The organism is Aminobacter sp. P4_D5 (assembly GCF_056401815.1).
On the sequence record NZ_JBFUIP010000025.1, the window covers coordinates 1 to 20,083 of the forward strand.

At 63.1% G+C, this 20,083-nt stretch carries 15 protein-coding genes and 1 pseudogene; 6 read left to right on the forward strand and 10 right to left on the reverse strand.

What is annotated here, in order from left to right; translation table 11 throughout:
- A pseudogene (locus AC1DWF_RS08150) lies at positions 1-289 on the forward strand (MurR/RpiR family transcriptional regulator); the annotation flags it as partial.
- 166 nt (positions 290-455) lie between these two features.
- A complete protein-coding gene (locus AC1DWF_RS08155) occupies positions 456-2,933 on the forward strand; it encodes a DNA translocase FtsK (protein WP_476841588.1) in 2,478 nt (825 codons plus the stop codon).
- A gap of 9 nt (positions 2,934-2,942) precedes the next feature.
- Here the strand turns inward: AC1DWF_RS08155 and pta are convergent, their stop codons facing one another.
- The 7 genes from pta to tauA form a co-directional block, all read right to left on the reverse strand.
- Positions 2,943-3,941, reverse strand: a complete 999-nt coding sequence (pta, locus tag AC1DWF_RS08160) for a phosphate acetyltransferase (protein ID WP_476841589.1) — start codon at positions 3,939-3,941, stop codon at positions 2,943-2,945.
- Between the two features lie 75 nt (positions 3,942-4,016).
- The gene (gene xsc / locus AC1DWF_RS08165; protein ID WP_476804318.1) at positions 4,017-5,792 is read right to left on the reverse strand and encodes a sulfoacetaldehyde acetyltransferase; all 1,776 of its coding nucleotides are present in this window, start codon (positions 5,790-5,792) and stop codon (positions 4,017-4,019) included.
- A gap of 47 nt (positions 5,793-5,839) precedes the next feature.
- On the reverse strand, positions 5,840-7,240 hold the full coding sequence (locus tag AC1DWF_RS08170) for an NAD(P)/FAD-dependent oxidoreductase (RefSeq protein WP_476784012.1): 1,401 nt from the start codon (positions 7,238-7,240) through the stop codon (positions 5,840-5,842).
- A 21-nt stretch (positions 7,241-7,261) separates the two neighbouring features.
- Positions 7,262-7,654, reverse strand: a complete 393-nt coding sequence (locus AC1DWF_RS08175) for a nuclear transport factor 2 family protein (protein ID WP_476784013.1) — start codon at positions 7,652-7,654, stop codon at positions 7,262-7,264.
- A 142-nt stretch (positions 7,655-7,796) separates the two neighbouring features.
- On the reverse strand, positions 7,797-8,624 hold the full coding sequence (locus AC1DWF_RS08180; RefSeq protein ID WP_476784014.1) for an ABC transporter permease subunit: 828 nt from the start codon (positions 8,622-8,624) through the stop codon (positions 7,797-7,799).
- Positions 8,617-9,429, reverse strand: a complete 813-nt coding sequence (locus AC1DWF_RS08185; RefSeq protein WP_476784015.1) for a taurine ABC transporter ATP-binding protein — start codon at positions 9,427-9,429, stop codon at positions 8,617-8,619. The genes AC1DWF_RS08180 and AC1DWF_RS08185 overlap by 8 nt, the downstream gene beginning before the upstream one ends.
- Positions 9,430-9,513: 84 nt before the next feature.
- The gene (gene tauA / locus AC1DWF_RS08190; protein WP_476784016.1) at positions 9,514-10,533 is read right to left on the reverse strand and encodes a taurine ABC transporter substrate-binding protein; all 1,020 of its coding nucleotides are present in this window, start codon (positions 10,531-10,533) and stop codon (positions 9,514-9,516) included.
- 158 nt (positions 10,534-10,691) lie between these two features.
- On the opposite strand from tauA, the gene pdxR reads away from it, so the two are divergent.
- Positions 10,692-12,170: a MocR-like pyridoxine biosynthesis transcription factor PdxR gene (gene pdxR / locus AC1DWF_RS08195; protein WP_476788924.1), complete on the forward strand. Its 1,479-nt coding sequence runs from the start codon at positions 10,692-10,694 to the stop codon at positions 12,168-12,170.
- A 7-nt stretch (positions 12,171-12,177) separates the two neighbouring features.
- Here the strand turns inward: pdxR and AC1DWF_RS08200 are convergent, their stop codons facing one another.
- From AC1DWF_RS08200 to AC1DWF_RS08210, 3 genes are read right to left on the reverse strand one after another with little or no spacing between them, the layout of a single operon-like run.
- Positions 12,178-13,092 (reverse strand): DMT family transporter, encoded by a 915-nt coding sequence (locus AC1DWF_RS08200; RefSeq protein ID WP_476786692.1) that lies wholly within the window; start codon positions 13,090-13,092, stop codon positions 12,178-12,180.
- Positions 13,076-15,481, reverse strand: coding sequence for a PIG-L family deacetylase (locus tag AC1DWF_RS08205; protein WP_476804319.1), 2,406 nt, complete (start codon positions 15,479-15,481; stop codon positions 13,076-13,078). Before AC1DWF_RS08205 ends, AC1DWF_RS08200 begins: the two co-directional genes overlap by 17 nt.
- A gap of 25 nt (positions 15,482-15,506) precedes the next feature.
- Positions 15,507-16,721 (reverse strand): ROK family protein, encoded by a 1,215-nt coding sequence (locus AC1DWF_RS08210; RefSeq protein WP_476786748.1) that lies wholly within the window; start codon positions 16,719-16,721, stop codon positions 15,507-15,509.
- A 288-nt stretch (positions 16,722-17,009) separates the two neighbouring features.
- Here AC1DWF_RS08210 and AC1DWF_RS08215 point away from each other — a divergent pair, with 288 nt between their 5' ends.
- From AC1DWF_RS08215 to AC1DWF_RS08225, 3 genes are read left to right on the forward strand one after another with little or no spacing between them, the layout of a single operon-like run.
- Entirely contained in the window at positions 17,010-18,278 is a 1,269-nt protein-coding gene (locus tag AC1DWF_RS08215) for an extracellular solute-binding protein (RefSeq protein WP_476788926.1), read from the forward strand.
- A gap of 18 nt (positions 18,279-18,296) precedes the next feature.
- Positions 18,297-19,235 (forward strand): carbohydrate ABC transporter permease, encoded by a 939-nt coding sequence (locus AC1DWF_RS08220; RefSeq protein WP_476785852.1) that lies wholly within the window; start codon positions 18,297-18,299, stop codon positions 19,233-19,235.
- Positions 19,232-20,083, forward strand: coding sequence for a carbohydrate ABC transporter permease (locus AC1DWF_RS08225; RefSeq protein WP_109573826.1), 852 nt, complete (start codon positions 19,232-19,234; stop codon positions 20,081-20,083). The genes AC1DWF_RS08220 and AC1DWF_RS08225 overlap by 4 nt, the downstream gene beginning before the upstream one ends.

Here is a 20,083-nt window from a genome sequence, read left to right on the forward strand (position 1 = left end):
GGTCTTCGGACTGCGCCGCCGGATCGCGCGTATGGAGATGGTACTGTCGGCCATCGAAAAAAGCGGTGCGAAGCTGCTCTACATCACCGACGAGGGCGTTTCCCACCGGCAAAGTGCAACCTGGCATTTTCGCTGCCAGACGCTGGCGCCAGGGCCTCTGTTCAACCACGTCTCGGCGATGGCGATCTGCCACCTTCTCGCAACCCGCGCCATCGAACGCTCAGGTGCCGCCGGACGAACCCGTCTCAGGGGCATCGAACGAATTGGCGATGCGCTGGAGGAGTTGTAGCTCCTCATACCTTGCGACTTTCCACGACTGCATAGCCCAGTGGCGGAGGGCACTGCGCCGGGCCGCGACAGATGTTCACTTTCACGGTCAGAGTGGCCGGCGGGAAGGAACTGTTAACCACTCGCTTCCTATTGCTCAGCAGACGTTTCATCGGCGAGTCTTGAGTATGCAGTCCATGCGTTTTTCTCGAACCAATCTTCCGGACACGGCTTCGCACGATGACGGCGCGAGCCACCCTGACAACAAGCGCGGCGACAGGGCGGCAGGCCAGCTGCCCTCGGCGGCGGACGGCCCCGGCTGGCAAGATTATTTCTTCCTGGCACCCAATGTGCGCTTCACCCGCACTCCCGATTACGATGCCGCAAAGCGCCATGCGGACGGCGAGGCCGATGCCGGTCAGGGCGAAACACAGGCTGAGGTTTCCGCCGTGCAGCCGTCGATGCCGGAAGTTCAGGTCGCGGTGACGCCCCACGCTCAACCCTCGGCAACGGTGATACGCCGGCCGCAGGTCGTGGAAGCCTTGCAGGCACAAATTGCCAGCAGAATCGCTGCGGCGGCGCCCAAGCCAGCACAATTACCGGCGCAGCAGGCCAGTGTCGTTTCGCAGCCGACCGTGCCTGCGGCGCGTCCGACGGCAATGGCAACAGACCCACGGTCCTCCACCACCAGCGGGGCGGTGCCGCAGCCCAAGAAAGCACGCTGGTCCTACCTCTCCGATCACGCCTTCTTCGAATTGATGGCGCCGAGCACCTCGGACGGGCCGTCGCCGGTCGCGGCACATATCGCCTCGCGGCCAGCACCCGCTCCGGCGCCAGTACCGGTGCCAGTGCCGGTTGCACCGGCTCCCGCTGTCGCCAGGCGCCCAGACGTCTCGGCTACGGAAATCACCGCGCTGTTTCGCGTCATTGAATGCATCCCGGCCGTTGAGACCGCCATGCCGATCGTGGCACCGGCCAATTCGAACGAGGCCAAGCCGGAAACATCGGCGATTGCCGAAGCAATTGCCGCCAGCACGGAGCCCGCGCAGCCAAGCGTCGAGATCGCAGCACCGGCCGCGCGGCCAGCTTTGCCACCCATTGGCAGGATCGTGCCGGCGACCACGGGCGACGCCTATCAGCTTCCTTCCGAGGAGCTGCTGCAGCTGCCACCGGAAGGCCAGGGCTTCTACATGTCGCAGGAGCGGTTGGAGCAGAATGCCGACCTGCTGGAAAGCGTGCTCGAGGATTTCGGCGTGCGCGGCGAAATCATCCATGTCCGCCCCGGCCCTGTCGTCACGCTCTACGAATTCGAGCCGGCACCGGGTGTCAAATCCTCGCGCGTCATCGGCCTTGCCGACGACATCGCGCGTTCCATGTCGGCGATTTCAGCGCGTGTAGCTGTCGTGCCCGGTCGCAACGTCATCGGCATCGAGCTGCCGAACGAGACGCGCGAGACCGTCTATTTCCGCGAGCTGATCGAGTCGGACGGCTTCCGAAACACCAGCTGCAAGCTGGCGCTATGTCTCGGCAAGACGATTGGCGGCGAGCCTGTCATCGCCGAGCTTGCCAAGATGCCGCATCTGCTCGTCGCCGGCACCACCGGCTCGGGCAAGTCGGTGGSSATCAACACCATGATCCTGTCGCTGCTCTACCGGCTGAAGCCTGAAGAGTGCCGTCTTATCATGGTCGATCCCAAGATGCTCGAGCTCTCCATCTATGACGGCATCCCGCATCTTTTGACGCCCGTCGTCACCGACCCCAAGAAGGCGGTGACCGCGCTCAAATGGGCGGTGCGCGAGATGGAGGACCGCTACCGCAAGATGGCGCGCCTCGGCGTCCGCAGCATCGATGGCTACAACGAACGCGCCGCCGTCGCCCGCGAAAAGGGCGAGACCGTCGTCATGACGGTTCAGACCGGCTTCGAAAAAGGCACCGGCGAGCCGCTGTTTGAAGAGCAGGAGATCGACCTCGCGCCGATGCCCTATATCGTCGTCATCGTCGACGAGATGGCCGACCTGATGATGGTCGCCGGCAAGGAAATCGAAGGCGCCATCCAGCGCCTGGCGCAGATGGCGCGTGCCGCCGGCATCCATCTGATCATGGCGACGCAGCGCCCATCGGTCGATGTCATCACCGGCACGATCAAGGCCAACTTCCCGACCCGCATCTCCTTCCAGGTGACGTCCAAGATCGACAGCCGCACCATCCTTGGCGAACAGGGCGCTGAACAGCTTCTCGGCCAGGGCGACATGCTGCACATGGCGGGCGGCGGGCGCATTTCGCGCGTTCACGGCCCCTTTGTCTCCGACATTGAGGTCGAGCATGTCGTGGCCCATCTGAAAGCGCAGGGGCGCCCCGAATATCTCGAAACCGTGACTGCCGACGAAGAGGACGAAGAGCCCGAACAGGGGCCCGTCTTCGACAAGGGGGCCGTTGCGGCCGAAGATGGCGACTCGATCTATGACGAGGCGGTGAAGGTGGTGCAGCGCGACAAGAAGTGCTCGACCTCCTACATCCAGCGCCGACTCGGCATTGGCTACAACCGTGCCGCCTCGCTGGTCGAACGCATGGAGAAGGAGGGCCTGGTTGGCGCTCCCAACCATGTCGGCAAGCGCGAGATCATGGCAGGCCGGCGCGATCTGCCCGACGGGCCCGACATGGATTGATCGGCGGCCCTAGCCCTGGGCCGCCTGAACCACTGTAACGGCGATCATGTGAAACGCGTCCTCGGTGCTGCAGCCGCGCGACAGGTCATTTGCCGGCTTGGCAAGGCCTTGCAGGATCGGCCCGATGGCGGTGGCGCCACCGATGCGCTGGGCGATCTTGTAGCCGATATTGGCGGCGTCGAGATTGGGGAAGACAAAAACATTGGCTTCGCCATGCAGCGTTGAGTTCGGCGCCTTGGACGCGCTGACCGCCTCGACAAAGGCAGTGTCGAACTGCAGCTCGCCGTCGATGACAAGGTCGGGGTCGGCGGCATGGGCGAGCCGGGTCGCCTCGACGACCTTCGACACCCGCTCGTGCGCCGCACTGCCATTGGTCGAAAACGACAGCATCGCCACCTTGGCKGCAGCGCCGGCCAACGCCTCGTAAGAGCGCGCCGACATGCGTGCGATGTCGGCGAGGCCAGTTGCATCGGGGTCGACGACCAGGCCGCAATCGGCGAAGACGAAGGCGCCTTTGCGGGCATGGTAGGGCTCGCACAACATCATCAGGAAGAAGCTGGAGACCAGCCCGACACCAGGCGCGCGGCCGATGACCTGGAGGGCTGCCCGCACCGTGTCGGCAGTGGTGGCGACGGCCCCGCCGACAGTGCCGTCCGCCTCACCCTCGCGCACCATCATGGCGGCGAAGATGAGGGGCGAACGAACAGCCTCCAGTGCCTGGATCTTATTGACGCCCTTGGCCTTGCGCAATTCATGATAGGCGGCCGCAAAACGCGGGGTCAGGGGCGAGCGTGCCGGGTCCTCGATACGAAATCGTTCAGGACTGGCACCGGCATCGGCCAGCCTTTGCGTGATCACCTGATGGCTGCCGATCAGGGTGATCTCGGCGATGCCTTCTCGTAGAGCCTGCACGGCAKCCTCGACGATGCGCGGATCCTCGCCCTCGGCCARCACAATGCGTTTGGGCGCGTGCCTTGCGGCTGCGATGATGCGGTCGAGCGGTTTCATCAATATGTCCAGGAGAGGTGGATGCGGCCCGGATGCAAATGTTCCGAGCCGGTATTGGCGCGATGTAGCCGCTTGTCAGCTGCGTGACTGCGGACGCATGTCGGCGCGGTCGATGCCGGCAACTGGCACCGGCTTCTTCATCGCATCGCGGCGGAAGGGCTCGCCGAGTTCCTGGTTGAGAATGACCTCGACGAAAGTGGTCACACCCTTGGCCTGTTCCTCGACCGCCTTTTGCAATGCTGCCGTCAGCGCAGCCGGCGTGTCGGCCACCACACCTTTCAATCCGCAGCCCTCGGCCACCTTGGCGTAGCTGAGGTTCGGGTTGAGCTCAGTGCCGACGAAGTTGTTGTCGTACCATAGCGTCGTGTTGCGCTTTTCGGCACCCCACTGGTAGTTGCGGAAGATCACCATGGTGATCGCCGGCCATCCCTTGCGGCCGATCGCGCCCATCTCGTTCATCGAGATGCCGAAAGCGCCGTCGCCGGCAAAGCCAACCACCGGCACGTCGGGCCGGCCGATCTTGGCGCCGACGATCGACGGGAAGCCATAGCCGCACGGGCCGAACATGCCGGGTGCAAGATACTTGCGGCCTTGCTCGAAGCTCGGATAGGCGTTGCCGATGGCGCAGTTATTGCCGATGTCGGTGGAGATGATCGCTTCCTTGGGCAAAGCCGCCTGGATCGCCCGCCATGCCTGGCGCGGCGACATGCGGTCGGCCTCGCGACGGCGCACCGAGGCATTCCACTCGGTTCCCGCATCGTCATCCTCGTGGTCCATCGACGACAGCTGCTGCAGCCAGGCCGAACGGGTCTGGTGGATCGCAGCCTTGCGCTCCTCGCGGCCAACGTTGCCAGCAGCCGGCGTCAGCTGATCGAGGATCTGGCGCGCCACCTGCTTGGCGTCGCCGCATATGCCGACCGAGACCTTCTTGGTCAGGCCGATGCGGTCGGCGTTGATGTCGACCTGGATGATCGCGGCGTTCTTCGGCCAGTAGTCGATGCCGTAGCCGGGCAGGGTCGAGAACGGGTTGAGGCGCGTGCCGAGCGCCAGCACCACGTCCGCCTTGGCGATCAGCTCCATCGCTGCCTTCGAACCATTGTAGCCCAGCGGGCCCGCGGCAAGGCGATGGCTGCCGGGGAAGGCGTCATTGTGCTGGTAACCGCAGCAGACGGGCGCATCGAGACGCTCGGCCAGCGCGATTGATTCTGGGATTGCTTCGCCGATGACCACGCCAGCACCGTTGAGGATAACGGGGAATTTCGCTTCGGAGAGCAGCCTTGCCGCCTCCGCGATTGCCTGCTTTCCGCCCGAGGGCCGTTCGAGCTTGACGATGCTCGGCAGGTCGACGTCGATGACATGGGTCCAGTAGTCGCGCGGGATGTTGATCTGCGCTGGCGCACAGCCGCGCCAGGCCTTTTCGATGACGCGGTTGAGCACTTCGGGAATGCGCGAGGGGTCGCGCACCTCTTCCTGGTAGCAAACCATCTCCTCAAACATCGCCATCTGGTCGACTTCCTGGAAACCGCCCTGGCCGATAGTCTTGTTGGCCGCCTGGGGGGTGACCATCAGCATCGGCGTATGGTTCCAGTAAGCGGTTTTCATCGCGGTGATGAAGCCGGTGACGCCGGGGCCGTTCTGGCCGATCGCCATCGCCATGGTGCCGGTGACGCGGCTGAAGCCGTCGCACATCATGCCGGCATTGGTCTCGTGCGCGCAGTCCCAGAAGCTAATGCCGGCCTTGGGGAAAAGGTCGGATACGGGCATCATGGCCGAGCCGATGATGCCGAATGCATGCTCGATGCCATGCATCTGGAGAACCTTCACGAATGCTTCTTCGGTGGTCATTTTCATGGTTTTGTTCCTTTCGATTTCGGGGGCGGAGTCCGGCCTTGGGAGGGCTAGAGGATTTCGTCCTTGAGATAATACCAGCGGTACATGCCCCACTGGCCAAGGCGCCTGAACGGCGTCAGAAGCCCGTGGCTCGGCAGCGGTGAGGTGAAGATCGGCAGGTCGAGCTCGCCGCCCTTGCCCGCGACCATCTGGGCCATGCGGCGGCCGGCCTGGGCCGAATACATGACGCCGTTGCCGCCATAGCCCATGGCATAGAACAGCTGCTGTTTCGGGTCGGGCCGGAAGATGCGCGGCATCATGTCGTGACTGACATCGACCCAGCCCCACCATGAATAGTCGACCTCGATGCCGCGCAGGACCGGAAACTTGCGATAGAGCCCTTCGAGCAGGCGCTCGAGATGCCTGTCATTGACCGCATCGCGGCCGGTGATGGCGCTGCGGCTGCCGATCTGCACGCGGCCATCGGGCAGCATGCGATAGTAGTGACGCAAGGTGCGCGTATCGGTGAGCGGGATGCGCGTCTTGAAATTCAGCGCCTCGTGTTCGCCAGGGGTAAGCGGGCGGGTGACGACGGAATTGGACAGGATCGGCATCAGCCGGTGCCTGGTCAGGTCGTGCAGGCCAGGCGAGGTGTAACCGGCGGTGGCGATGCAGACCGCGCGTGCCCGGACTGTGCCGCCCGGCGTGCGCAGATGGTGGACGCCGCCCTTCAGCTCGCTGTCCAGCACCGGACTGGAGGTGTGTACCCTGGCGCCAAGCTTGCGGGCCAGCTTGAGATAGCCGAAGGCGAGCTTGGCGGCATGGATGCCCATGCCGTCGGGCTCATACACACCGCCCTTGGCTTCGGCGTCACGGACGAAATCCCGGTGGATCTCGTCGCGCCCCACGATCCGGGTCGGATAGCCAAAAACCTCGTTGAGCAGCCGCGATTCCTTCTCCAGCGCTGGCATCATCTTGTCGCGATGGGCGATGTAAAGATGGCCGCCATCCTGCGGGTCGCAGTCGATCTCCGGTGAACGGATCAGGTCGCGAAACAGGTCAAAAGCCTCGCTGATCTCGGCATGCAGCCTCCTGGCGACATCGATGCCCCAGCGTTCGATCCATTGCGAACGCTTGAGCCGCCCGGCTGAAATCTGCGCCTGTCCGCCATTGCGCGTGCTGCAACCCCAGGCGACGCCATTGGCCTCAAGCACCGTCGCCTTGATGCCATGCTCCTTGGCGAGATGGATGGCGCAGGAGAGGCCAGTATAGCCCGAACCGATAATGGCGACATCGACATCGATATCCTGCGTGACCGGGCCGTCGTCTTCGGGCGGCATGCCGGCGGTGGCGATCCAGTAGGTCGGCGCATAGTCCTTGCCTTCGCCGGGATTGGGCGCATGAACCGGATCGTAGGCCGGGTCAAAGGGCTTTCGCTGAGCACTGGGCCTTGTGAGCTGATGTTGCATGGGCCTGTTCTCCCGAACCTCTCAGCCCTTGGGCTGAGCCGCAATCAGCGGCCGGTTCTTGCGGAATGCCTGCTTGCGTACGATCTCGCCGTCCTTCAGCGTGAACAGATCGCAGCCTTCGGCCTCGATGCGGCTACCGTCCGAATTGGTGCCGGAGAAGGTCCATTCGGAGACCGCGCGGTCGCCATGGACGAAATGTCCGTGATGGGCCCAATGCGCGTCCGGCATGGCTTTCCAGACGCCGCTGAAAGCCGCGGCGATCTGCTCCGTGCCTTCGAAACGTGTGCCGTAGACCTCTGTGCCGGCGACACCATTGAAGACGCAATCCTTGGCGAAGAAGCGCATGACACCATCGATGTCGTGCCGGTTGAAGGCATCGAACAGGTGGGCAAGATCGTTGGCGGTAACAGGCATTTCGCAGTCCTCGTGACGTGGCTGCTGTGCCTTTCAGGCATAGCTTCGCCGTGGCCGGACAAGCCGGCCGAATGGTCTTGGTGTGATGAGTTTTGGTGGCTTCAGCCGGGTGGCGCAGTCGCCATGTGGATCATTGYTGCCATCAGATCTTGCCCTTCCAGGGGATCAGCGTCTTTTCGAGATAGCGGATCAAAAGGTCAAAGGCGAAAGCGAATATGCCGATGACGATGATGCCCATGATCACCGTGTCGCTGGCGAGATATTCAGCGGCATTCAGCACCATGAAGCCCAGGCCGCGATGGGCGGCGACCATTTCGGCCGCCACAAGCGTGGTCCAGCCGACGCCGATGCCGATGCGCATGCCGGTGAATATCTCCGGCAAGGCAGCCTTGAGAATGACGTGGCGGATGACCTGGCCACGGCTCGCGCCCATCGCATAAGCCGCGTGAATCTGCTCGATCGAGACGGAGCGGACGCCGGCGCGGGCGGCGATCGCCATCGGCGCGAAGATGGCGAGGTAGATCAGGAACACCTTCGGCAGCTCGTCGATGCCGAGCCAGATGATGATAAGTGGCAGATAGGCGAGCGGTGGCAGCGGCCGGTAGAACTCGATGATCGGATCAAACAGGCCGCGCACGACGCGGTTGGTGCCCATCAGGATGCCGACGGGTACCGCCGTCACGAGCGCCAGCACAAAGGCGCCGAGCACGCGGCCAAGGCTCGCCAGCGTGTGCTGGGTAAGTGTCGAATTGGAAACGCCTTCCGTCATAGCCGTGACGAATTTGGCCCATACGGCGAGCGGCGAGGGCAGGAACAAAGGCTTGACCCAGCCCATCTCGGTAACCAGCAGCCACAGGCCGAAGATCACCAGGGCTGTGATCAGGCTGATATGCCCGCTCATGCCGTCGCCGGGCGCGCCATAGATCTTGCCTGGTCGCGCGGGCTTGGCCTTGGAGAGGCGCTCAAGCATGGGCGAGTTCCGGGTTTCCGGATTGGAGCTCGTCGCCATAGATGATGCTGAGGATCTGTTCGCGCATGTCGATGAAATCGCGGCTGGACTTGATGGCACGGGCATTGCCCTCTTCAAGGAAGCGTCGGTTGAAATCGAGTTCGTAGGTGTGGGTGATGCGGCCCGGCCGCGGCGACATGACGATCAGCCGCGAGCCCAGGAACAGCGCCTCCTCGACGCTGTGGGTGATGAAGAAGAACATCTTGTTGGTGAGCTGCCAGACCTTGAGCAGCAGCTCCTGGATGGTCTCGCGGGTCAGCGCGTCGAGGGCGGCCATCGGTTCGTCCATCAACAGCATCGCTGGATCGCAGGTCAGCGCGCGGGCAACGCCGACGCGCTGCTGCATGCCGCCGGAGAGGTGGTAGATCATGTGGCGGTGGAAATCCTGAAGCCCGACCAGTGCGAGGTTTTTGGTGGCAATCTCACGCCGCGTCGCCTTGTCCACGCCGCGCAGCTTGAGGCCGAACTCGGTGTTGTCGATGACGTTGAGCCAGGGCAAAAGCGCGTGCTTTTGGAAGACGACGCCACGGTCGGCGCCGGGACCCGTGATGCGGCGCCCGCCCAATGTGATGTCGCCGGCGGTCGGCGCCATGAAACCAGCCATCAGGTTGAGCAATGTGGTCTTGCCGCAGCCCGACGCGCCGAGCGCCACGACGAAATCGCCGCTGTTGATTTCAAGATTCACGCCCTTGAGCGCAACGACCGCCTGATCGGTATAGAGACCTGGATAGGTCAGGCTGACATTGCTGACGTTTAAGGCTTCCATTTCGCCGACCTTTCGTAACGAATGCGCAGTCGAGGTGGGAAGTCGCCGCCGGCCGACAGGTGCGGCCAGCGGCTTTGTCGAGGCTTATTTGGACGCCTCCTTGGCATAGCCACTGTTGACGAAGGGCGCGTAGTCGTCGAGTGCCTTGTCGATCTGTTTTTGGGCGACAAGGAACTTCGCGCTTTCGTTCAGCGCGCGTGTTGCACCCCCGCCGAGCCAGGTGTCGGACGCCTGTTCGGCGGCATTGGGGAAGGACAAGAGCTTCAGCGCTTCGACAGCACCTGCGCCATCGCCGCCGATCAGCTTGACGATGCCCTGGACCTGCGGCGAGTCCGCTGTCCAGGCTGCCTTGTTGGCGTTGTAGTCGGCATAGGCATCGGCAAGAACCTTGGTAAAGGCCGCCATGAACTTGGGGTTCTCAGCCGCCCATTTCTTGTCGGCCACAAGGCCGTCGAAGGTCGGCACGCTGGCCGCGCCGATGACTTCGGAATCGGCGATCACCTTGCCGTTCTTGAGCAGTTCAGACAGCGCCGGTGGCCAGACATAGGCGGCATCGATGTCGCCGCGCTGCCATGCTGCAATGATCTGCGGCGGCTTCATGTTGAGGATGTTGACCTCGCGCGGATCGATCTTCCACACCTGCTCCAGGCCGACGAGCAGATGGAAATGCGAGGTCGACACGAAGGGCACGCCGACATTCTTGCCCTTGAGGTCTTCGGGCTTTTCGATGCCAGAGCCGTTGCGCACCACGAGTGCTTCGGACTTGCCGATATTGTCGAGGATCCAGAACAGTTCGAGATCGACGCCGCGGGTCGCGGCGGCGGTGGTGCCGGTGGAGCCGATCACGCCGATCGGCACGGTGCCCGAGGCGAGCGCGGTCGAGATGTCGCCGCCCGAGCTGAATTGGCGCCAGTCGATGGTGTAGCCCGCTTCCTTGGCGGCGGCGTCGAAGCGGCCGTCGGCAATGGCGGTGACGAACGGACCGACGATCTGCTGGTAGCCGACGACGACCGACGTTTGAGCGTAAGCAAGACAGGACGTGAACAGGCCGGCAGCGATGGTTGCTGCGCCGGCCAAATGCTTCAGAGACTTAAAGTGTATCATCGTTTCCCTCTTTGTTTTGCTGCCACCGGTTGTCCCGGGATCTTGCCAGCTTTGATGCCGGTCTTGGTTCTGCCTCAAAGGGATAATTGAGCACATCCGATTGCCTTATATCCAGATAGGAAGTTGAATGATTCCAGTCTGGGCTTACAGGCAGGTTCATGGCGCACGCGACCATTTCGGAATCGATCTTCTTTCTCGACCGGGCGAGCCGGATCGGGCTGCAGACGCAGATCCGCGAGACGATTGTTTCGTCGGTGCTTGCGGGCCGGCTGCCACCAGGCGCGCAGCTGCCGTCGACGCGCAAGCTCGCCGATTACCTCAACATCTCGCGCATCACGGTGACGCTGGCCTATCAGGAACTGGCGTCACAGGGTTACGTCGAGACGGCGAGCCGCAGCGCCTATCGTGTCGCCGACAACCCCCCGATTAGCGGACTGGAGGCAAGCACGCCCGAGGCGGGACCTGATGTCATCGACTGGTCAGCCAAGCTGCGCACGAGCTTCATCGTTGCCAAGCAGATGCGCAAGCCGCTCGACTGGCGGCGCTATCCCTATCCGTTCCTCTACGGACAGATGGACCCCTCGCTGTTTGACCTGACTGCCTGGCGCGACTGCGCCCGGCGTGCCTTGGCGCGCGAGGATTTTGAACTGATGGCGGGGGATTTCGCTGCCGCCGACGATGTGCAGCTGGTCAATTACATCTGCTCGCGGACGCTGCCCAGTCGCGGCATTCGTGCTGGCCCGGACGAGATCCTTGTCACCGTTGGAGCGCAGAATGCGCTGTGGATCGTTATCCAGCTTCTGCTCCGCCAGGGCGCACACGCCATCTGCGAAAATCCCTGCCACCCGGATATGAGCGCATCGCTCAGGTTGAGCGGGGCCCAGGTGACCGCGGTCGACGTTGACGAGGAGGGCCTGCCGCCCGCCGACTTGCCGGCAAAGGTCGATGCGGTTTTCGTGACGCCCAGCCATCACTCGCCGACGGGCGCGACCATGCCGCTCGACCGGCGCGCGGCTCTGCTCGAAGCTGCGGCGTCGAAGGATTTCATCATCGTCGAGGACGACTACGAGTTCGAGATGAGCTTTCTGGCGCCGCCGTCACCGGCACTGAAATCCTTCGACCGCAGCGGGCGTGTATTTTATATCGGCAGCTTCTCGAAGTCGCTGTTTCCAGGCCTGCGGCTTGGCTATCTGGTCGCGCCGGCCCCCGTGATCCGCGAAGCCCGTGCCTTGCGTGCGCTTATGCTGCGTCATCCGCCGGGACATCTGCAGCGGACCGCCGCGTATTTCCTAGCGCTTGGGCACCATGACGCGGTGCTGCACCGGATGCGCGCCGAATATCACCGCCGCCACATCGTCATGGCCGATGCATTGCGCAGCGAAGGTTTCACCATTGCCGGCTCGTCGTCATTCGGCGGCACGTCGTTCTGGATCGAGGGGCCTAAGGGGCTCGACGCCGATGTTCTGATGAACGAACTGCGCCAGGACGGGGTCTTGATCGAATCTGGCTCGCCCTTCTTCCCCGCCGATGACGGCCCGTGCCGATTCTTTCGGATGGGTTATTCGTCGATCCCGCGCAGCCTTATCGTCGAAGGTGTCATGCGAACCGCCACGCGGATGCGCGTGCTTACCTCTTGACCCGAGACTACTGTCGCTTCTTGTTGGCGCGGCGTTCAAGATAGGCCGTTGTCTGGAGTGCTATCAGGACGACGACCGCTCCGATGACGATGCGTTGGTCGGGCACTTCGCCGAAAAAGATGTAGCCGGCTGCCGTCGTCACGACGATGGAGAGATAGCCGATGGGGGCGAGCACACTGGCGTCGGCGAGGCGATAGGCGCGCAAAAAGCAATATTGGCCAGCCTGCGCCAGAAGCCCGATGCCAAGCAAGGGAACCCAGTCGAAGACCTTGACCGGCTGCCAGACGAAGATGGCCGGCACAGCGGTGATGACGGCGAGGCCGACGGTGTAGAAAACCATCATCACGGTGGTGTTTTCATCGCGCAGCATGCGTGTCTGGATGATGGCGAGCGAGCCGAAGACGACTGTGGCGAACACCGCGAGCAGGCCGAGGTTCCATTCGACCCCGCCGGGCGCCAGCATGACGAGCACGCCGGCAAAGGCGAAGGCGGCACCGACCCAGCGCAGCCGCGACACCGTTTCGCCCAAAAAGGCGACCGCCATGGCCATAGTGATCAACGGCCTGGAAAAACTCAGCGCGTTGACCACCGCCAAGGGCAGCAGCGTGTAGGCCATGAACTGGCTGGTCAGCGCAATCGCGTTGCAGCTGATGCGGGAGACGTTCTGCCACGGATGTTTGGTGTGGCGGATGTGATGGCGGTGCCGCCAGATCAAAGGCAGGATGAACAACAGGCCGATCATCGCCCGGATGAAGACGAGCTGGAAGGCCGGATAGATGAGCCCCTGCGCCTTCACGAGCGCCGTCATGCCGCCGGAGACCAGCAGCATGTCGGCGAGCACCCAGACCACGCCCTCGCGGTTGGCCTTGTGACGCTCCTCCCCCGCCTCGGGCGTCACCGTGCTGTCAGGCTGGCTGGACAAGATTTGCCATCAGGCGGAATGCTCCAGGTACAAGCTTGTCCATCTGGTGGTGCAGGACGAGGCTTGTGTGCGTATGGCGGCCCTTGCCGATCGCCGCCGACACAAGCGCACCCATCAGCGGCTGTTCATTGGCGTCGTGCATGGCGAGTAGCGGCTGATAGGCCTCGTCCCAGCGCGCGGCGAAATAGAGCCCGCGCTCCTTGTTCCAGCCGGACCAGTCCTGCGGGCCGATAATATTCGGCCCCTTGAGCAGGACGTGGTCCGGCGCCAGCACCGTGACCTCGGCGTTCGGATCCGTTACGCGCCAGCGTAAAGACGGCGAGCCAATCTCGAGTTTCCTCGGCGGCGTCGCTAGTGGATCCCAACCGTCGGTCGGGCGGTGGTAAAGGGTGACAAGGTGGCCGCCATTTTCGACGAAGCGGTGCAGCTTTTCGGTCGCTGCTGCCAGATCCTTGCGGATGCCGAAGGCAAAGATGCCGACGACGATGGTGGTGTATTGCGACAGGTCGCCGGCAAGCGCCTTGGCGTCGAGTTCGGTGACATCGTGACCCATGCGCGACAGCCACAGGCCGACGCGGTCGGCACCTGCGCCGACATAACCGACGCGCGCGCCTTGCGGCAGCTTGAGGTCGAGCGTGAGTACGCGCAAGGCTTCCGGCTGGCGATGGGTGACGCGACCGATATGGGGATAGGCGATCGGGGTCAGCCTGAGTGCCGCCCTGCCGCCGACGAGCGGGGTGATGGTGGCAAGTCCGGGGACACGCGTTTCGGGCGCGCGGATGAGCTGGCTGCCTTCTGACTGCGTCAGCGACCAGCCGCCATCCATGTTGAGCGAGACGGGCGCATCCTTGCCCGCAACGGCAGGCTTAATCGGCCATTCCTGTCTTGTGCCGTCGAGCGGCACGATGATCGCTTCGGGCTCCATGACAACCGAGCTTGCCGGCAGCACGGCAAAAGCTTCTTCGAAGTCATAGGTGGCGCGGGCGGTGTGAGCGCCGAACTTGGCCGAGATGACGACATGGGCATCGCCATTGCCGCCAAGCGCCGACCATGACGGCGGATAAAGCTTTGTGTAGGCGGCATTCGCCGAGGCCGAAATTTCCAGGCTGCGTCGCCGTCCTGTGCTGGTTTCTGCTTTTGCCGTGATCGCCTCAGGCAGGATCGCCTCGACCTCTACCGAGCGGCTGTCGCTGCCAGGGGCGAGATCGATGGTGAGTTCAGCTGTTTCGCCCGGCGACAATGTCGACGGCGACAATGACGCGCGGTCGAAGATGCCGGCTGCTTCGATCAAGCCGGCGTCGATTTCGCGTGCCTTGCGCTCCAGGCGGTGGCGGTGAAGCGCGAGGAAAGCCGGCGACGCATTGGCGCGCGCGGTAGCGAGCTGGCGGGCCGCTTCGATGAGATGGCTGATGATCGCGTCGCAGTTGGGGAACGAGGCAATCGCCTTGTCGATAGCCTCAGCGGCAGCGGCCAAGGCTACCGCGGCTTCGCCAGACAGGTCTTTCGACTCCGCCAAGGCCGCGAGCGTTGCCGGCAGGGCGTCGAGCACCGATGTCTCGACCTTTGTACCGTTCGCGGCGAGCAGCAGGTGCAGAGGCCAGCGCGTCTCCGGCACGTCAGGCCAATGACCCATGCCCTGCGAGGCGTGGTAGTAGCGCGACCATTCGCCGATGCGGTCATATTCCGCGCCAGTCGCCGGTTCACGGCCGGGTGCGTCCACAACAACGGTGGCATCAGGTGGCGGCACTTCATCGTCATAGGTGTCGCCGCCGCCGGACCATGCTGGCAGGTAATATTTCGCCACCTGCCAGGGGCTCATGCCTTCCTTGAAATGCTCGGGGAAGGCTTCCGGGTCCGCTGCAAGCTTGATCGCTTTTTCGGCGGCGCGGGTCATGGCGCGGTGATGGCCATGCTGGCCGGGGACATCGAGGAAGGTCGGGATGACAATGTCGGGCCGTTCGCTGCGATAGGCGCGCACCAGTCGCTCGACAGTGCGCATCTCGCCCCAGCGGGTAAAGGTCTGGTCGCCGTCCTTGGAGAAGCCGAAATCATGCACCTCGTCGTCAGGGCCATGGCCGAGCCAGACGACGTCGGCATCGAGCTCGCGCGCGGCCTCCTCCATCTCGCGCGTGCGCATCATGCCGAGCACACCCAAACGCTCGGGTCCGAGCGAGTTCTGCCCGCCTTCGCCACGCGTCGAGCAGGCGACGATGACGCGCATGCCGAGACCGAGGCGGAACCAGGCGAGCATGCCGCTCTGCTCGTCGTCGGGATGCGCGCCGGTATTCATCATGGTGACGGTGGAATTCAAACGGCTGAGTGACCGGTGAAGCCTGACCAGCGAAGGGTTAGCCTTTTGTCTTTCAATACGTTCGCGAGCGCTCAGCATCTAGATCCTCCGGTATTTCAGTCTGCTATTCGGTATGCGCGGTGGCGGCTGTTTCGAGCTTGGGCGTGACCACCTCGAACAGCGGCAGCGCAGCGGCACCGAGTGCCGCCGTGTACTGCCCCGTCTGGCCGCGCATGACGCGGGGCAGGGCGCGGGTCCTGCGGCTGGCGACCGAGATCGGCAATGGTCCCATCCTCTCGATCAGCTCGTCGATGATCGCGTCGGGCAGCATGCCGCCGAGGATCACCGTTTCGGGATCGAGGATGTTTTCGATCATCGCGATCATGGGCGCGAGATAGGTCGCGGTCTCGTCCATCCACTCCAAAAGCACCGGATGGCGCTTGGCATGGAGCTCCGCGAAGTCGGCGAAATCGCAGTCGGGCATGCCGGCGTCGCAAAGCTTTTCACGCAGCGCATGGACCGAGGCGTAGCGCTCGAGGCAGCCACTTTGACCACACGGGCAAGCCCTGCCGCGCGGGACGACGACGACATGGCCGATTTCGCCGGCATTACCGAAGGCGCCACGGAACGGCGTGCCGTCCTGGATCATGCCAAGACCGAGGCCGGCACCAAAATAGACCATGCAGAAGCTGGAGATCGCATGGCCAGCGCCGAAGAAGCGCTCTCCGACGGCTGCGGCGTTGGCGTCGTTTTCCACCGTGACCGGCTCACCGCAGGCCTCGCTGAGCAGGCTCGCTGCATCGATATTGGCCCATCCCGGCAGCGTCGTGGGACCCACCGACGTCATGCCTTCGATCTCGAACGGGCCGGGCATGACCACGCCTATGCCGAGCAGCCGTGACTTGAACGTCGACCTTACGGTGTCGAGTTCGGCTCGCAGATGGGCGATGACCTGGCTCGGACTGGTATCGTTGACCGGCGTGATTCGCCTGGAGCGCGGCTGCCCCGACAGGTCGAGCACGGTCGCCACCATATGATCGGAGGCCATCTCGATGCCCATGGTCATGGCGCCATCGGGGTTGACGGCGAACTGGATTGGCGGCTGGCCGCGACCCGAACGCAGGCGCCCGGTCTCCATCAACAGGTTTTCACTGACCAGCTCATCAACGATATTGGCGATGGCCTGCGCTGTGAGATGCGTGAGCCTGGCGATATGCATGCGCCCCAAAGCGCCATTGCGGCGAACGACGTCGAGCACCACGCGACGGTTATGGTCGCGGCTGCGCTCGGGATTGTTACCCAAAGTGACCTGATGCGTGCTGCCCGGCTGAAACGCCATTTCGCTCATCCTGACCTCAGTTGCAAAATTGATAACGCGGAAGCCCCGAACCCCGCAACAGATTAATTCAAGTAAATTATCTTATTGACAAATGGCGTGCGGCAGGAAAGCGTATAGGCAGTGTGCGGGGAGGATCCGCAGCTTTGCTGGTGCCCGTTTTTTGTCGAGCGTGATCCGCTCGCGTCTGGCGGCATCGGATTCATGAGATGGCCGGGGCTTCGATTGCATGCGAGGCACGGTCCATGGGGATAATCACCGCCCGTAGCCCGGATTTTCCGGCGGGCGCAGATGGAGGTTTACATGCGTAGAGCAACCCTGTTTGCCGGACTGATCGCAGGATTCAGCACGCTGGCAATCAATGCGGCCCAGGCCGTCGAGATTGAATATTGGCAGTATGTCTTCGACTCGCGCGTCAAGGCGATGGACCAGCTGATCGAGAATTTCGAGAAGGCCAATCCAGATATCACAGTCAAGCAGACGACCTTCCCCTACGCCGACTACCAGACGCGCGTCATCGCCGCCAAGATGGGCGGACAGGGTCCTGACGTGATGCAGCTGTTCTATGGCTGGCTCGACAAGTTCGTTGCCGGTGGCCTGCTGCAGCCGCTGCCGACCGACGCGTTCCCGCACGACAAGATCGAAGCCGATTTCTTCCCGATCGTCAGCGCCATGAAGCGCGGCGAAGATTATTACGGCCTGCCCACCGCAGTGCGTTCGCTGGCGCTGTTCTACAACAAGAAGCTGTTCACCGAAGCTGGTCTTGACCCGGCCAACCCGCCCAAGACGCTCGAAGAGTTCGTCGCGGCCGCCGAAAAGATCACCAAGCGCGACGGCAACGGCAACCTCGTGGTCGCCGGCTCGACCCTCGACATGGCCGGCCAGGATCACCAGTGGTGGCGTGAAGTGCTGGTTCGCCAGTTCGGCGGCGAGCCCTACACCGACGGCGACCGCAAGGTGGCCTACAACACCGAAGCCGGTGAAAAGGCGCTGAAGTTCTACACCGACCTGCAGACGGTACAGAAGATCGGCCAGTCGAGCTTCATGGACGAAGGCCAGGCGGCGTTCCGCGCCGGCATGGCGGGCATGACCATCGACGGCACCTTCCGTCTCGGCGCGTTCAAGTCGATCGAAGGCTTCGAATGGGGCGTGACCGAGCTGCCGGCCAATGCCGACGGCACTCGTTCCAACTATGCCAGCTACTTCGCCAACGGCATCTCGGCGACGACAAGCGGCGAGAAGCTCGAAGCCTCGAAGAAGTTCCTGGCCTACATCTCCTCGCCCGAGGCCATGGACGTCTGGCTGAAGACGGTCGGCGAACTGCCGGCGCGYCGCACGGCTGCGATGACCGAGGCCAACCTTGCGGACCCGATCTACGGTCCGTTCCTCAAGGGTCTCGATTACGCCCGCACCACCATGTTCGTTGACGAGGCAGCCCAGCGCCAGACCACGATCGACATGGCCAACCGCGTGCTGCTTGAAGGCCAGTCGGTGAAGGATTCGCTCGCACAGGCCGCAGCGGCCGAGCAGGCGATCATCGACGCAGCAGCACCCAAGTAAGGCGAMGGCTTGATGTCTGTGACAGCGGATCAACAGGGGGCGGCGCTGAGCCGCCCCAGCGGAACCTTCTGGAACCGCCGTTCCATGCGGACGAGGCGGCTGGTGTGGGTGTGGAGTTTCCTCGCTCTGCCGATCCTGTTCTATTCGGTGATCCGCTTTTACCCGACAATCGAAGCCTTCTGGCTTTCCCTGACAAACTGGGACCTTTTGAAGCCGCCGCAGTTCATCGGCCTGGCTAACTACGAAAGGCTTTTCGCCGACCCGCAATTCTGGAAGGTGTTCAAGAACACCTTTGCCTATCTGCTCGTCGGCACGCCGATCAGCCTATTGCTGTCGTTCGTCATCGCCTATCACCTCGACCGCGTGCGCTTCATGCACGGGTTGATCCGCGGCCTGTATTTCCTGCCCTATTTGACCACCGCAGCAGCCATGGCCTGGGTGTGGCGCTGGTTCTACCAGCCCGCGCCGATCGGTGTGATCAACAATGCGCTCGGCACACTCGGCATCCCGCAGCAGCCGTTCATCCGCTCGGTCGACCAGGCCTTGCCGTCGATCATGTTCACGGCGATCTGGGCTGGCCTCGGCTTCCAGATCATCATCTTCATGGCCGGTCTGCGGTCGATCCCCAACACTTTCTATGAGGCAGCGCGCATCGACGGCCTCGGCGAATGGGCGATCCTGCGCAAGATCACGCTGCCGCTGCTCAAGCCGACCACCGTGTTCCTCGTCGTGTTCTCGTCGATCGGCTTCCTGCGCATCTTCGACCAGGTCTACAACATGACCACCAACGATCCGGGCGGCCCGCTCGGTTCGACCAAGCCTCTGGTGCTGATGATCTACCAGACGGCGTTTTCGTCCTATGCGATGGGTTATGCGGCGGCACAAACGGTCGTGCTGTTCACCATCTTGCTGTTCGTGTCGCTGTTGCAGCTCTGGATCCTGAGGGAAAAGAAATGAGTGCCGTCACCCAAACGCCGGCGCTTTCCCACGCCAATCTTCGGCCCGGCCGCATTCTCACCTGGACGCTGCTGTTCATCGGCGGCCTGATCATGGTGACGCCGCTGGCCTTCATGTTCTCGACGTCGTTCAAGACGGCGGGCCAGGTCTATGACCTCCGGCTCATTCCGGCGGCACCGACGCTCGCCAACTACATCGCCATCCTGGCCGACGGGCGCTTCATGCGCTGGTTCTTCAACTCGATGTTCGTTGCGGTGATGGTGACGCTGTCGAATGTCTTCTTCGACAGCCTTGTCGGCTACACGCTGGCCAAGTTCGAATTCCGCGGCCGCTATTTCATCTTCCTCGCGATCCTGTCGACGCTGATGATCCCGACGGAGATGCTGGTTATCCCGTGGTACCTGATGTCAAGCAAGCTCGGCTGGCTGGACAGCTATTGGGGCATCATGTTCCCAGGCATGATGACGGCCTTCGGCACTTTCTTGATGAAGCAGTTCTTCGAAGGCGTGCCCAACGACTTCCTGGAGGCAGCGCGTGTCGATGGCCTGAACGAGTTCCAGATCTTCTGGAAAGTGGCAATGCCTCTGGTGACGCCCGCTCTGTCCGCGCTCGCCATCTTCACCTTCCTCGGCAACTGGACCGCGTTCTTCTGGCCGCTCATCGTGACCACCAGCCGCGAGCTCTATACGCTGCCGGTGGGGCTATCGAGCTTCGCGGTGGAACAGTCCATCCAGTGGGAAATGATCATGACTGGTGCAGCGATCGCCACGCTGCCGACCCTGATCGTCTTCATCGTCCTGCAGCGCTACATCGTCCGCGGCGTCATGCTGGCAGGGCTCAAAGGATAA

What these genes read in the sequence shown, in the direction of transcription:
- xsc (WP_476804318.1), bottom strand. Translation starts at nt 5,792, where the DNA reads ATGAAAATGACCACCGAAGAAGCATTCGTGAAGGTTCTCCAGATGCAT.
- AC1DWF_RS08170 (WP_476784012.1), bottom strand. Translation starts at nt 7,240, where the DNA reads ATGCAACATCAGCTCACAAGGCCCAGTGCTCAGCGAAAGCCCTTTGAC.
- AC1DWF_RS08175 (WP_476784013.1), bottom strand. Translation starts at nt 7,654, where the DNA reads ATGCCTGTTACCGCCAACGATCTTGCCCACCTGTTCGATGCCTTCAAC.
- AC1DWF_RS08180 (WP_476784014.1), bottom strand. Translation starts at nt 8,624, where the DNA reads ATGCTTGAGCGCCTCTCCAAGGCCAAGCCCGCGCGACCAGGCAAGATC.
- AC1DWF_RS08185 (WP_476784015.1), bottom strand. Translation starts at nt 9,429, where the DNA reads ATGGAAGCCTTAAACGTCAGCAATGTCAGCCTGACCTATCCAGGTCTC.
- tauA (WP_476784016.1), bottom strand. Translation starts at nt 10,533, where the DNA reads ATGATACACTTTAAGTCTCTGAAGCATTTGGCCGGCGCAGCAACCATC.
- pdxR (WP_476788924.1), top strand. Translation starts at nt 10,692, where the DNA reads ATGGCGCACGCGACCATTTCGGAATCGATCTTCTTTCTCGACCGGGCG.
- AC1DWF_RS08205 (WP_476804319.1), bottom strand. Translation starts at nt 15,481, where the DNA reads ATGCTGAGCGCTCGCGAACGTATTGAAAGACAAAAGGCTAACCCTTCG.
- AC1DWF_RS08210 (WP_476786748.1), bottom strand. Translation starts at nt 16,721, where the DNA reads ATGGCGTTTCAGCCGGGCAGCACGCATCAGGTCACTTTGGGTAACAAT.
- AC1DWF_RS08225 (WP_109573826.1), top strand. Translation starts at nt 19,232, where the DNA reads ATGAGTGCCGTCACCCAAACGCCGGCGCTTTCCCACGCCAATCTTCGG.